At 63.1% G+C, this 13595-nt stretch carries 12 protein-coding genes, 1 tRNA gene and 1 pseudogene; 7 read left to right on the forward strand and 7 right to left on the reverse strand.

Annotated elements, in window-relative coordinates:
* Positions 1-83: 83 nt before the first annotated feature.
* Complete coding sequence (gene rpmH / locus ACZ2G3_RS02820) at positions 84-218, reverse strand: 50S ribosomal protein L34 (RefSeq protein WP_028725980.1); 135 nt, start codon at positions 216-218, stop codon at positions 84-86.
* Positions 219-498: 280 nt separating this feature from the next.
* Between rpmH and ACZ2G3_RS02825 the strand changes: the two genes are divergently transcribed.
* From ACZ2G3_RS02825 to ACZ2G3_RS02845, 5 genes and pseudogenes are all read left to right on the forward strand, one after another.
* Complete coding sequence (locus tag ACZ2G3_RS02825) at positions 499-1920, forward strand: sensor histidine kinase (RefSeq protein ID WP_470397511.1); 1422 nt, start codon at positions 499-501, stop codon at positions 1918-1920.
* 79 nt (positions 1921-1999) lie between these two features.
* Positions 2000-2076, forward strand: a tRNA-Arg gene (locus tag ACZ2G3_RS02830).
* 650 nt (positions 2077-2726) lie between these two features.
* Positions 2727-3559: pseudogene (locus ACZ2G3_RS02835) on the forward strand (transposase); the annotation flags it as partial.
* Between the two features lie 207 nt (positions 3560-3766).
* Positions 3767-4102, forward strand: coding sequence for a hypothetical protein (locus tag ACZ2G3_RS02840; protein WP_470397512.1), 336 nt, complete (start codon positions 3767-3769; stop codon positions 4100-4102).
* A complete protein-coding gene (locus ACZ2G3_RS02845) occupies positions 4099-4230 on the forward strand; it encodes a hypothetical protein (protein WP_470397514.1) in 132 nt (43 codons plus the stop codon). Before ACZ2G3_RS02840 ends, ACZ2G3_RS02845 begins: the two co-directional genes overlap by 4 nt.
* 534 nt (positions 4231-4764) lie before the next feature.
* Here ACZ2G3_RS02845 and ACZ2G3_RS02850 read toward each other — a convergent pair.
* From ACZ2G3_RS02850 to ACZ2G3_RS02860, 3 genes are read right to left on the reverse strand one after another with little or no spacing between them, the layout of a single operon-like run.
* Complete coding sequence (locus ACZ2G3_RS02850; RefSeq protein ID WP_470397516.1) at positions 4765-5001, reverse strand: hypothetical protein; 237 nt, start codon at positions 4999-5001, stop codon at positions 4765-4767.
* Between the two features lie 7 nt (positions 5002-5008).
* Positions 5009-5518 (reverse strand): isoprenylcysteine carboxyl methyltransferase family protein, encoded by a 510-nt coding sequence (locus ACZ2G3_RS02855; protein WP_470397517.1) that lies wholly within the window; start codon positions 5516-5518, stop codon positions 5009-5011.
* Position 5519: 1 nt separating this feature from the next.
* The gene (locus ACZ2G3_RS02860) at positions 5520-6566 is read right to left on the reverse strand and encodes a type III polyketide synthase (protein WP_470397519.1); all 1047 of its coding nucleotides are present in this window, start codon (positions 6564-6566) and stop codon (positions 5520-5522) included.
* 706 nt (positions 6567-7272) lie between these two features.
* Between ACZ2G3_RS02860 and ACZ2G3_RS02865 the strand changes: the two genes are divergently transcribed.
* Positions 7273-7401: a hypothetical protein gene (locus ACZ2G3_RS02865; RefSeq protein WP_419271239.1), complete on the forward strand. Its 129-nt coding sequence runs from the start codon at positions 7273-7275 to the stop codon at positions 7399-7401.
* Positions 7402-8052: 651 nt separating this feature from the next.
* Here ACZ2G3_RS02865 and ACZ2G3_RS02870 read toward each other — a convergent pair.
* The 3 genes from ACZ2G3_RS02870 to ACZ2G3_RS02880 form a co-directional block, all read right to left on the reverse strand.
* The gene (locus tag ACZ2G3_RS02870; RefSeq protein WP_470397521.1) at positions 8053-9525 is read right to left on the reverse strand and encodes a pyridoxal phosphate-dependent decarboxylase family protein; all 1473 of its coding nucleotides are present in this window, start codon (positions 9523-9525) and stop codon (positions 8053-8055) included.
* 3 nt (positions 9526-9528) lie between these two features.
* Entirely contained in the window at positions 9529-10608 is a 1080-nt protein-coding gene (locus ACZ2G3_RS02875; RefSeq protein WP_470397522.1) for a PLP-dependent cysteine synthase family protein, read from the reverse strand.
* Between the two features lie 75 nt (positions 10609-10683).
* A complete protein-coding gene (locus ACZ2G3_RS02880) occupies positions 10684-11052 on the reverse strand; it encodes a cupin domain-containing protein (protein WP_470397523.1) in 369 nt (122 codons plus the stop codon).
* A gap of 141 nt (positions 11053-11193) precedes the next feature.
* On the opposite strand from ACZ2G3_RS02880, the gene ACZ2G3_RS02885 reads away from it, so the two are divergent.
* The gene (locus ACZ2G3_RS02885) at positions 11194-12738 is read left to right on the forward strand and encodes a winged helix-turn-helix domain-containing protein (RefSeq protein WP_470397525.1); all 1545 of its coding nucleotides are present in this window, start codon (positions 11194-11196) and stop codon (positions 12736-12738) included.
* The last annotated feature ends 857 nt before the right edge of the window (positions 12739-13595 follow it).

Below are 13595 nucleotides of genomic sequence, written 5' to 3' on the forward strand. Positions count from 1 at the left end.
GCTGATCTTCAGCAGGACGGGGCAGAGGCGGCATGTCGAAAGCCTTCATGTGGCGGCCGTGGCCGCCGGCTCGATCGATGCGATCAGGCCGACAGGCGCTTGCGGCCCTTGGCGCGGCGGGCGTTCAGGACGCGACGGCCACCCTTGGTGGCCATGCGGGCGCGAAAGCCGTGACGGCGCGCACGAACGAGGTTCGAAGGTTGGAAGGTGCGCTTCATGGTCAGTCTCCGGGTCGTAGCTTGCCAGTGGCAATGTCTTGCGGGTGGCGTCCGACCGGGGCAAGGTAGCACAAAGCTGCCCTGCGCGACGGCGCCGGTTGTTCGAAGCCCGCTGGATAGTGGACCTGTCCGCCCGCGTCAACCATGCAAACCCCGCAAAGCGTCGGTTAACCCTGTTCTCATGTTACGGGGAACCGTGCATAGATCACATTCGTTTGATGACCAATCCGTTCCTTGCTTGGCTGACAACCGGCGCCGGCGCCCCCATAACCCGGACAAGATGCGACTGAACACGATCTCCGGCCGATTCGCTGCCTTGACGACGATGTTCGTCCTGTTGGCCGAATTGTTCATCCTGCTGCCGTCACTGGCAGGCTTTCGGCTGGATTTCCTCGAGTCGCGGCTGGAGCGGGCACAGATCGCCAGCCTGGCACTGCTGGCGACCGACGATTCGCTGGCGCTGGACCTGGAATCCGAGCTGCTGCAGAACGCCGGCGTCTTCAACGTCGTCCTGCGGCGCAACGACATCCGCCAGCTGGTCCTGTCCTCTCCCATCCCGGGACCCATCGCCGCCACCCATGACCTGCGATCCGAAGGCGTGCTGCAGACCATCGACGATTCCCTGGCCGTGCTGGCCGATTCGGAGAACCGGGTCATCCGGGTGATCGGCTCTCCGGTGAACCAGGCCGGCCAGCTGATCGAGATCACGATGGAGACCGCGCCCCTGCGGGCTGCGATGATCGACTATGGCCTGCGGCTGCTGGCGGTGTCGGCGACCTTTTCGATCCTGACGGCAGTCCTGCTGTTCCTGGCGGCGCAGCGTCTGATCCTGGTGCCGATCCGCCGCGTGATCAGCCACATGTCCGCCTATGCCAGCGCGCCCGAAGATGCGCGCCACATCATCATCCCCGATGCCCGTCTGGCCGAACTGCGCGAGGCCGAGACCGCGTTGCAATCCATGCAGCAGACCGTCACCTCGTCCCTGAAGCAAAAGGAACGGATGGCGCAGCTGGGACAGGCCGTCGCCAAGATCAGCCATGACCTGCGCAACATCCTGACCACCGCCCAGATCTTTGCCGACCGGCTGGAGGACAGCGCCGACCCCAAGGTGCGCCGCGCGGCGCCCAAGCTGGTGAATTCGATCACCCGCGCGGTGAACCTGTGTGAAACCACGCTGGCCTTCGGCAAGGCCGAGGAGCCGGCGCCGACGCTGTCGCGGTTCAACCTAGCGCAACTGGCCGCCGAGGTGGTCGAGGCCGAGATGCTGGCCGGCGAATCTGCGGGACAGGTCGAGTTCCTGACCGACATCCCGGCCAGCCTGATGATCCGGGCGGATCGGGACCAACTTTACCGCGTGCTGGCCAACCTGGCCCGCAACGCCCGCCAGGCCATCGAAGGCAGCGGCCAGCCCGGCACGGTCGAGATCGGCGCGGGCGAGGGAGACTCCGACTGGTGGATCAAGGTCTGCGATTCCGGTCCGGGCCTGCCGGACAAGGCGCGGGAATATCTGTTCCAGCCCTTCACCGGCAGCACGCGGCGCGGCGGCACCGGCTTGGGACTGACGATCGCCGCCGACCTGGTGCGCGGCCATGGCGGCCGCCTGGACCTGCTGCGCAGCGACGGCGAGGGCAGCCAGTTCTGCATCCAGATCCCCCGCGGCATGGCCGGCCTTCCCGTCCGCCATGAAGCAGCTGCGCGCTAGACCTGCAAAAGAGTTTCATCTTTTTGTCGTTTTCGCTCTTGCATCCCCCCAGCCCGAACGGTAATCCCCGCCTCATGTTGCACCCGTAGCTCAGCTGGATAGAGCACCAGACTACGAATCTGGGGGTCGGGCGTTCGAATCGCTCCGGGTGCACCATTTTCCACATTGTGAACACCAAGCAAAATTGCTTATTTTGTCACGTAATGGCTTCGTGGCATGCTGTGGCATGTCCGGCCTTTTGGTCAGCCGCAATCAGGCCTGTACTTTGGCTTTTAAACTAGCAGCTCGGGCTTGCGCCTTCCGCCTCTCGGGCAGCACCTCTGTCAATCTGATCTAACCCGATACGCATGAGGCGGTCGAAAGGTCGCTTCCCATCGAATTTTATGGCCTGGGCCAGCCGATACTGTCTGCCCTCCTGATGCGACACCCCTGAGCACTGGCCATCGCCCTTCCTGTATTAATTCCACAGGTCCTACCCCTGCTGCCTGTTCTTCAAGGGCGGGATGATCGGGACGGCCTTTGGGTTGGCGGCAGAGCTTTCATCTACGGATGCTTAACGGGCTGTGGAGGCAGCGAAAGAAAGTTCAACACGACCGATAGCCACGCGCGGAATGTCACACCGCTCGTCCCCGGAACTGCTCGCGTTTGGCAGCCAATTTGGCTTTGACCAACCTAGCTGATTGGCAGCAAGTGTCCCACACTGCTGGCCTTGGAGCATTGCGCAGCAAACGTCCGCTGTCGCCTAAGTCGTGGTGACAAAAGGGATTCACAGCAGGCTTTGGGCGAGATTCACGCTGGTATCTGCGATGGGAACCAGCTTGTCACTGGACCTTATGTCGGACAAGGAATGGGCCTTCTTTGAGGGGGTCATCCTCGCCGTCCGCGCCGCGAACGGACGCGAACCCACCAGCCACCGCCTCGTTCTTGATGGCCTATTCTGGATCGCACGACCCGGGGTTCCCTGGCGCGATCTACCCCGGGGAGTTCGGCAAATGGTCGAGCGTCTATCGGCAATTCCGGCGCTGGACGTTGGCCGGGCTCCGGGAGATCATCATGGCAAGCCCCGAACCAAAGTGGGGCCGTGCCAGGCAGCCTGCAAATGATCGACAGCAACCGTGATCCGCGCCCACCATCAGGCAGCGGGCGCTAAAGGCGGACTCCGCGACAGGGTTTCGGGCGCTCAAGAGCGTCCGGTGGGAAAACGATCCACCGGATCGTTTTCTGGACCACCTTCCATTTCACGACCAGGATCCACCTCCTCGTCAATGCGCACGGTCTGCCCATGAGGACAGAGATTACGCCGGGCCAGACATCTGACTATCTCGGCTTCGGTCTGGTCATGGCTGACAATCGGCCCAGTCCCAAAGTGCTGCTGGCAGATCGCGGATATGACGCCAACAGCATCACGGCGCGTCTGCAAGAGCGCGATGGCCTGCCGATCATCCCGATGTGCAAGTCTCGCCAAAAGCACGTGGGTAGGGACCGTTCGCTCTATCGCCTGCGCAACCTGCTCGAGCGCTGATTCAACACGCTCAAGAACGCACGCCGCGTCGCAACAGGCTGCGACAAGACGGCCGAAAGCTTCTTGGGCTTCATCGACATCACGTCCATCCGACTTTGGCTCCGTCATTGGTCAACAGGGCCTAGGTTGTCGCTGTCCTCAACATCGCGCTCGAGACGAGCAGACGAATTGAGGCAGAGCAGGTGGCTGTCTAAGAGCGCCAGCGCCATGTCCTGCAGGGTTCGTGGCCTTGCTTTCAAAACCCTAGCACCGCTTCGCCTATGTGAACGACGCCTACCACAAGATTTCAGGTGAGCGTGATTCTGTCGGGCGCACCGTGCGGACGTGTTTTCGGAACTTGAAGGCCAGAACTTCTATGAACGGCTCGACCGGGTTTACCAGATCGGCCAGGCATTCGCCGCCCAGGCTTTGCCGATACATTTCAAGAATCCCGAAGGCGAACGTTTCATAGACCTGGTATATGAACCCGTGCGCGATGACGCAGGCTATGTCACCGGCATCTTCGTCGGCGGCTACGACGTCATGGAGCAGGTGCGGTTGGCGGCGCGCTTGCGGGAAAGCGAGCCGCGCCTCCAGCAGTTCAACAAGACCTTGGAAAGCCAGGTCGGGGAATGCACGAACGAGCGCGACCGGATGTGGAACACTCGCCCGAGCTCATGACCGTTATCGATCTCGATGGGGTATTCCCGCGCGCAGACCCTGTTTGGACGACCATCCTGGGCTATGCACCGGAGGAACTGGGGGGCTTCATGGCAACAATTTTGTCCTTCCGGAAGATCATGCCCTGACCACCGAAGCCTAAAGGCTGGCGGCAACGGAGGTCAGCCGAGCATCCGGAAACGTTATCGGCACAAGGACGGATCGACGCGCTGGATCTCGTGGGTGGCGGCTGCCCACGGCGATCTGACCTATGCCACGGGCTGCGACGTGACCCGCAGCATCAGCAACAGGTAGAATTGGAACGCGCGCAGGACGCTCTTCGGCAAAGTCGTAAAATGAAAGCGGTCGGCCAGCTGACCAGCGGCATTCCCCATGACTTCAACAACCTGCTGGCAGCCATATCTGCAGCTTGGAGATGATGCAGACCCCCATCCAGCAGGGACGAGGAACAAAAGTCGGTCGCTATCTGGGGGGCACAGGAAACAGCCAGGCGAGACGCCGCCTTGGCTCACCGCCTGCTGGCATTCTCGCGCCGCTAGACGCTGGATCCCAAGTCCACCGACCTGAACAGGTTGATCAGCCGCATGGAGGATCTGGTTGGACGAACCGTGGGTCCGCAGGTCACTGTGGAGGCTGTCCGGAAAGAGGACCCTTGGCCGACCCTAGTCGATCCCGTCCAGCTGGAGAACGCCCTCCTGAACTTCTGCATCAACGTCCGCGACGCCATGCCGAAGGGCGGAAGGATCGTAGTGGAAACCGGCAGCTGTTCGTTGGACGAGCAGGCCGCGCAAGGGCGGTACGTGGTCTCTGCCGATTACGGACTGTGTTTTCAGCGACAAGGAAACCGGCATGTCGACGGAAGTCGCGGAAAAGGCATTGCAGCACAGTGCAATCGCCATCCGGAGCCTAATCGCCAGTTGCCGTTGGCAAGCGGAGCGCCCGCGCCTCTGCGCGGATACGGATCGTCAGGACTGCTGCGTTGAAAAGGCTGAAGACGAGCGCCACTTGCCACAGGCCTAGGACCATTGGGGCGACGACGATCTCGGCGATGACGACGGCGTAGTTTGGATGCGGGAACCAGCGGTATGGCCCCCGCGCGACCAGGGGCTCATCAATGACGATGATGCGCGTGGTCCAGCGCGGCCCCAGACTGACCAGAACCCAGATCCGCAAGACCTGCAGCAGCGCGAAGGCGGTCAGCCAACCGACATGGACCGAACTGGTCCAGCCCCACGCAGTAATCGCCAGAAGCCAGGCTGCGTGCAGGGCGACGATGAGGGGATAATGGCGGGCCCCATGCTCCACCGCGCCCCGCGCCAGCAGCCGGCGGGTGTTGCGGCGCGCAAGGACCAGTTCGGCGCCGCGCTGAATCATCAGGAACGCGATGAAGCCCAAGGCAGGGACAGAGGCTTCCATCCTAGAAAACCTCTATTGGCAGGAGGGACAGGGTGAAGCCCGGCCCAAGCGCCGTCGCCAGCAACGACCCCGAGATGTTCCCGTTGAGCACCTGTTCCAGCACGAACAGGACGGTCGGTGCCGACATGTTGCCGTTTCGCGCCAGCACCTGCCGTTCGACATCCAGAGTGCCGGGGGCAAGTGACAGCGTTGTTTCCAGGGCAGTGATGACCTTGGCGCCGCCAGGGTGACAGACATGGCGATCGACAGGATGATCCGGCATCAGCGCCTCCAGCGCGCTGCGCAACTCCGCCTCGGCGAAGGAAGGGATCGACCGGTCGAAGATAACGCCAAGGCCCGTCTCCTCGACCGTCCAGCCCATGATGCCCAACGTGTCGGGCCACATGTGCTGGCGGCCCAGCCCGATTGCGGGGCAGGCGTCGTCGGCCCGCGCCCCGGCACGCAGAACGACCGCCGCAGCGCCGTCCCCGAAAAGCGCGGTTGCGATGATGTCGGCCTTTGCCAGCCGGTCCAGGCGGAAGAGGACCGTGCAGGTCTCGACCGCGACCATCAGCACCACCGCACCGGGCCGCGCCGCCGAAAGGTCGGCAGCGATCGACAATCCCGACACGCCGCCTGCGCAGCCCAGCCCGAAGACCGGCACGCGCATCACGTCGGTGCGAAACCCCATTCGTGTGGCGGCCAGCGCATCCAGTGTCGGGGTCACGATTCCGGTCGAGGAGACCGTGACGATGATGTCGACCTGATCCGCAGGCAGCCCCGCCTGCTCAAGGGCGCGGCTGGCTGCCTCACAGAACAGGCGGGTGGCGCCATCCGCATAGGCCTGCGTGCGATCGACCCAGCCATGCGGCTGGCGGAACCAGTCCAGCGGCACGACGGAATGGCGTGTGTCGATCCCGGCATTGCGAAAGGCGGGGGCAAGACGCTCGAACTGTGAAAACCGTGCCTCCAGCAATGCGCGGGACTCGGTCAGAATGTCATCCTGATGCAGGACGTTCGGCGGGACCGCGGTGGCGATCGACAAAAGCCGCGGGCTTTCGTTGCTCAATCGGCAATTCATGACTTGTGGTTTTCCTTTGCCTGGAGATTGTCCGCAACGCGAAAGGATGCGTGGGTGCCGCGAAGGGCAAGACCTCAGACGATGAACGCGCAGATCGTCAGAAATGCTGCACTTCATACGACATTGTCAGGACGCAGCCAGCTATCCCAGCTTGGCAGAACTGTTGAGAGAACAGTATGCGACAACTTATCAGCCATGCTTTTCCGTGTGATCAATTGGCGGGAACTTGGCAGTGAAGATACACGGATCTGCCGATCGGTCCTTCGCCGAATGGATGCGAGGATCGGTCCGCGACTTCGAAGCTGGGCGACGTGGCTGGAGGCAAAGGTCCCGCTTGAGTTGGAGGTAACCAGCGGGCGCTGCGGGGCTTTTCAAGATAGCTGTGCGACTTGGCGCAAATCCGATTGCCGTGTCGGTGGCAGATCGATTTGACATCCGGCCAAGTGCCGTCGGCCATCGCTTTGAGGGTCCGGCTAGATATGTCGGCTGGCCGACCGGTCAAAGGTCAGACCTGCGCCTGTGGCGCCTAAAGGTTCGGACGAGTTTCGCAGCAGCGATGTGACGCCATGCGCGTCCAAGGTGCCCGCTTCTCCCGCGCATCACCAAGAGGTGCGCGCAACAGGACTATCTATCCTGCCGGCAAGGTCTAAACTGCAAGGCCCGTCGATTTCGGCGGCCATACAGGAGCCAGACCATGGCCAAGGGCATGAACAAGCGCAAGCGCGACGAGAAAAAGCCGAAGAAGGAAAAGCCGAAGGTCAGCGCTGCGGCGCCCAGCACCAAGTTTCCCGTCGCCAATGCCGCAGCAAAGGCCGGAAAGTGACCGCGTCAGTGCCGTCGCCCTCGCGGGAACTGCCTAATGACCAGGACGACAAAAGGTGCGGCCAGACGATCATCGCGTATTGCCTGGAACTGGGCATGACCAGGGCACAGGCTGAAGGATTTTCCGACCGATCAATTGCCAATCGCAACCTAAGGCGCCAGGGGCCTGCCTGACGCAGCGGCCAGCGTATTCGCCTCCATTCTTGAATGGGTGGGGGCGCAGCTCCTTCTGACCTCACCAGAATAGCTGCAGGCGGAGCAATCGCAGCTTTGCCCACGCCGGGCTGCGGTTGCGTTGGCCACCTCCAAGACGGGCCTTGCTGTCAGCGTGTTGAACCAAAGCGGCGCCTCCTGCAGCAACCGTGACCGTAGTCCGGCCCTGGCATTTCTCCGGCTGGCTGCTGAAGACGAACGCGCGCCTGCATCACAGGGATGCTTGCGGCTCCGAACGTCCAGACCGGCATGACCTGCGCCCTCCAGCTCCCTGACCTCCTGTCCGCCCTCAAGCTGCACCTTGATGGGTCATACGACGCGCCAGTGGGACAGAAGAGCGCCATGAGAAGCAGGCCCCTAGCAAGTGGGCGCCTTCAAAGGCGGCCGAACCCTTTCATCATGCCGCTCTATTCGACCGACCGCAGTTCCGGCTGAAGCATCAGCGAAGAGCGCGACAAAAGCCCTCCCCAGACAGACACCCCCCCACCCTCACAACTTCTTCCACCAGAACATCCAGGTCACCCCGTGTTGTCCTGTGATTGTTGATCGCGGCACGCAGGCAATGGCGACCGTGAACGGTCGTGTCGGAGACGGCGGCGATGCCCGCCTCCTGCATCCTCACCATGATCTCCACGTTCAGCGTCTTCAGCATGTCCTCTGAAAGGCCGCCGGGGTCATAGCGAAAGCAGACGATGTTGATGAAGGTGGGGAAGCACATCTCCAGCCTTGGCGTCGCCACGATCCGCTCCGTCAGATAGCGGGCGTGGGCCAGGTCCTGGTCGATCAGACGGCCGAACTTGGCCACGCCATGCTCCTTCAGCGACATCCAGACCTTCAGCGCCCGAAACCCGCGCGACGTCTGAAGCCCGTAATCGTGGAGCCAGGCCCCCGATGCGATACCGCGACCCGCATTCTGCAGATATTCGGGCGTCACCGCGAAAGTGTCATGATGCGCGCTCGCGTCCCGGACAAGGGCGCAGCCGACTTCGAAAGGGGCGTGCAGCCATTTGTGGGGATCGAGAGCGATGGAATCCGCCCGCGCGATCTCCCGGACCAAGGCGCGACCTTTCGGGGCAATGGCCAAAAGGGCGCCGATGCACCCGTCCACGTGCAGCCACAGCCCCTCCTCTGCACACAGGTCAGCAATCCCCTCCAGATCATCGATCGCGCCGGTGTTGACCGTTCCGGCGGTTGCGATGACGCAGGCTGGGTCCAGGCCGTTTGCCCTATCCTGGATGATGGCACGGCGCAGGGCGGGGATGTCCATCCGGCACTCCTTGTCAGAAGGCACGCGGCGGAGGGCGCGGTTGCCCAAGCCCATCACCTCGACCGCCTTCTGATGGCAGGAATGGATCTGGTCGGAGCCGTAGAAGCGCAGGGGCGCCTTCAGCCCAGCCACACCAAGCTCGCGCAGGTCGATGCCGGACATCCGGTTGCGTGCGACGGTCAGGCCGACAAGATTGGCCATCGACCCGCCCGACACGAGGGTGCCGCTGGCCTCTTCCGGGTAGCCCATCATCTCCTTGAGCCAGTTCACGACCTGCCTGTCGATCTCGGCCGCGGCATGATCGCCGCCGCCCAGGTTCGACCCGAGGATCGCGGCCAGAAAATCCCCGAGCGCACCGGTGAAGTTGCTTGCCCCCATATACCACATCCAGAAGCGCGGATGGATGTTGCCCATCGGGTAGGGCAGCATGTTCACGACCAGCTCGTCGTAAACCTCCCCAAGCGGCTGGCCCTCTTGGGGTGCCGGGCTGCGGAAATGGGCACGCACCTCTGGCGGCATGTCCTGCCAGACCGGCCTGTCGCGCAGGTCCCTTGTATAGTCGACGGCATCATTGACGATGCGGCGTGCAAGATCGCGCAGCGGACCCCATTCCGCGGGATCGAGGGTTTCGGACCTGTGCTCCATCGCTCAACCCAATTGATATCCGGGGGTGGAGCGCGACAGCGCGACCTCGTCCTCCGTCATCTCCTCCGGGATCGTCTCGAAAAGCGGCGTGGACATGTAGCGTTCGCCGGTATCGGGCAGCATGCACAGGATCACGGTGCCCGGGTCCGCCCTCTCCGCGATCTCCATGGCAACCGCGAGGGTCGATCCGCCCGAGATTCCGGTCAGGATGCCCTCACGCCGTGCAAGCCGTTGCGCCCAGGCAATGCCATCGGGCCCGGCAACCGGGATCAGTTCATCATAAAGCCTGGCATCCACGGCTTCTTGAAGGACATGCGGGATGAAGTCCGGGGTCCAGCCCTGGATCGGGTGCGGCTGGAAAGCCGGATGACTTTCGGCAGGAGAGCCGTCCGCGTTGCGCGCCTGCACATGGCCGCTGCCGAGCAGCTGCGCATTGGCAGGCTCGGTCAGGATGATCCTGGTCTCGGGCCGCTCGCGGCGCAGCACCCGGCCGACGCCGGTCAACGTGCCGCCCGTGCCATAGCCGGTGACCCAGTAGTCGAGGCGCTTGCCCCGAAAATCGGAAAGGATCTCTTGCGCCGTCGTGTTCTCGTGGATGCGGGCATTGGCCTCCGTCTCGAACTGCCGGGCCAGGAACCAGCCATTGGCCTCGGCCAGTTCCACGGCCTTGAGATACATGCCCAGGCCCTTCTCCGCCCGTGGAGTCAGCACCACCTTGGCACCCATCATCCGCATCAGCTTGCGACGTTCGACCGAGAAGCTGTCGGCCATGGTCACGACCAGGGGATAGCCCTTCGCCGCGCAGACCATGGCCAGCCCGATCCCCGTGTTGCCGGACGTGGCCTCGACGACGGTCTGCCCCGGGATCAGGCGCCCGTCCCGCTCGGCCTCCTCGATGATGCTGAGCGCCAGCCGGTCCTTGACCGATCCGGCGGGATTGAAGAACTCGGCTTTGACGTAGAGGTCCACGCCCGGAGGCGCGAGATGGGTGATCCGGATCGTCGGCGTGTCTCCGACCGTGTCCAGGATGCTGTCGAACAGCCGCCCGCGGCCGTGCGTGCGTCGCATTGTCATCGCGTCCATAGCCTGCTCCTTGGGTTCTGCTGGATCCTTCGAACGGGCGGCCTCGCCGTGGGTCCAGCCTGGCCGCTTCGGGTATCAGTGCTGATGCTCGGCGGGTGCGAAAAGGATCAGTTCCACCCGTTCGCCCCCCTCCACATAGGCGTCGTGGCCCGGCGGGATCTCGAAGAAGTCCCCCTTGCCGATGCGGGTCTCCAGGCCGGTGTCGATCATGCGGACCACGAGCCTCCCGGAGATGCAGTATCCGGTGTGCTGCATCGGACAGGAATCCGGCGACCCGAGCAGCGGCTTTTCATCAGCCTCCCAGGTCCAGCCGGGCTCGAAGACGGCATGCATTCCGGCGCCGCCGCCGCCCATCCTGACAATGGCGATCCCTCCGCGTTCCTTCATGTCAAGGAATTCGTCGGGGCTGTCGAACCGGCGGGTTTCGATCGTCTGCTCTTGCATCGTCTTTCTCCATTCACGGGGCGGGATTGACGGGATGCCAAGTCACTGCGCCCTCCCAGCCTAGGCCGTCGGCCGCGCCCAAGCTTGACGGGTCCCTGAAGAAATCATGCAGAGGACGCCATTTTTGCTGTATCCTGGCACATGCCTTGGGTTTTTGGAGACATCCAGCTCGACCCCGAGCGGTTCGAACTCACCCGCTCCGGCGAACCGGTGCGGGTTGAGCCGCAGGTGCTGTCCCTTCTCATCCATCTGATCCGGCACCGCCACTCTATGGTGACGAAGGATGACCTGACCGCCGCGGTCTGGCACGGCAGTGCGGTCTCGGATGCCAGCATTTCCAGCCGCATCAGGTCGGCGCGTCAGGCTGTGGGCGATGATGGCGTGGGCCAGCGCGTGATCCGCACCGTCCATGGCCGCGGTTTCCGGTTCGTTGCAGATGTGGAGTGCCGGGGGGCGCATTGTGCAGGTGCCGCGAAATCGGGACATTCCGCACATGAAGGGGGGCGCCCCTCGATCGCCGTGCTGCCCTTCACGCCCCTCAGGGTGCCGCAGGACCTTCATTTCCTTTGCGAGGCAATTCCCCACGAGATCATCGAGGCGCTGTCGCGCCTTCGCTGGCTGGCGGTTCTCGCGCGCGGCTCCACCTTCCGCTTCCATGGTCCCCAGGCGGATCTGGACGGGGTGGCTGCCGCACTCTCTGCGCGTTATGTGCTGTCGGGGTTCATCGAGAGCCAGCACCACAGCATCGCTGTCATGCTGGAGCTCACTGATACGACCTCAGGTCAGCTGCAATGGGCGGATCGGCTGGTCGCGCCGATTCCCGAGATCGACGATCTGAGGGCCCGGATCGTGGTCGATCTTGTCTCGGCACTGGAAATCCACATCCCGTTCAACGAGGCGAACATCGCCGCGCAGAACGGCCCGGAGGGACTGGATGCCTGGGCCAATTACCATCTGGGTCTTCGACATCTCTATCGATTCACCTCCGCCGACACCCTGCTTGCGCAGTCGTTCTTCGAACATGCCGTGATGGCCGACCCCTCTTTTGCACGCGCGCATGCGGGCCTGTCCTTCACCAGTTTCCTTGATGCATTCCTGCGCCTGAGCCCCGACCCTGCGGCGGCGGCGCGCGCGGCCCGTCGGCACGCCGAGCACAGCCTGGAGCTTGATGCCCTCGATCCCTTCGCGCACTTCACCATGGGACGGTCCTATTGGTTGACCGATGAGCCCAAGGTTGCCGCAGGATGGTTGGCGCGGGCCACTGACCTGAACCCGAACTACGCGCAGGGCTTCTATGCCTCTGCCTTTACCGCGATGCTTCTCGGAGACGCGACCGCGACATTGGCGGGTGTCGAGACTTCGCTGCATCTCAGCCCTCTCGACCCATTGCTCTACGGCGTCCACGGCGTCCGCGCGCAGATGCTGATCCAGCAGGAGGATTATCAGGCCGCCGCTGACTGGGCCGACAAGGCTGCCACGGCGCCCGGCGCCCACCACCTGATCGCCATGATCGCGCTGGTCGCGAACGGGCTTGCGGGCAGGGCCGCCCAGGCCGATCGGTGGCGGCGCCAGGCTGTTCAGCTTCGACCCGACGCAAGCGCCCGGGACTACCTCACTGCCTTCCCCACGCATGATGCTGCATCACGGGCGAAGATTGCGGCGGAACTGCATCGCCAAGGCTTCTGACAAGGGAGGTGGGCGAAAGGGTGGATGATGGGGAAGATGTGCAGCCGCGGGGTTTGCCCCGGTTCCACAAGCGGGAGTCGATCATAGCTGCTGCGAAGAGCATTGGCGGCGGCGTCAGGAACTATCGCGTTCAGGCTGATATAGCCGCAGTGCGTTCGGCAGGAGCCCATCACGCAAGAGGCCTGTTTTGCGCTCTGACATGCCCCGCGGAGTGCTTCTGGCGACCCCGGAACGATGCGAGATTTTTTGTCAGGCAGTTTCCTCTCACGCCACCCTTCTGCTGCAGCGACCCGGCCCAGAGTGCTGTCGTTGAAGATCGGACCGGCAAACGGAGCTGGACAACGCGTGGAAAGGCCGCAGGCTCGCAGCTTTTCTGCCGGTCTCCCATGTTCAATGTCTCATACTCCCCATACGAAGGTAGCCGCCTTTGGTCATGGGCTTCCCGTGTCTCGCCGGCAGCGAGGCTTAGCCCGTTTGGAGTATTGTGTGAGGCCCCCCGCAGATGTATCTTTCTTGCGTCGCCGTTCATGCGTCCATCCGAGTCGTCTGGAAGTCCTGTTTTTCGATCTTGGTTCGCTGGCCGCAAGGGCTTCGGCAGTTCTCGTTAACTGCCAGAGGGGTTCTTCGATGATGAAACTCTTCCAGTAGTAGATCCCGGCGCATCGTCATGTGTGGGAAAACGCATTGCATGACGCTGGCATCGCCAAGATCCGGCACTCCACATCAGGAACATCGGTTGCGCAGTGTCAGTCACGATGCCGCGGCAGATCTTTCGCTTGCTGTCCCATCTAGGTTTCCACACCGATAGTGGCCGCGCTGCCAGATCGGCTGCAACATTGCGCCGTGGATAGTCCCCC

The sequence above is a fragment of the Paracoccus sp. KKT209 genome (genome assembly GCF_055635455.1).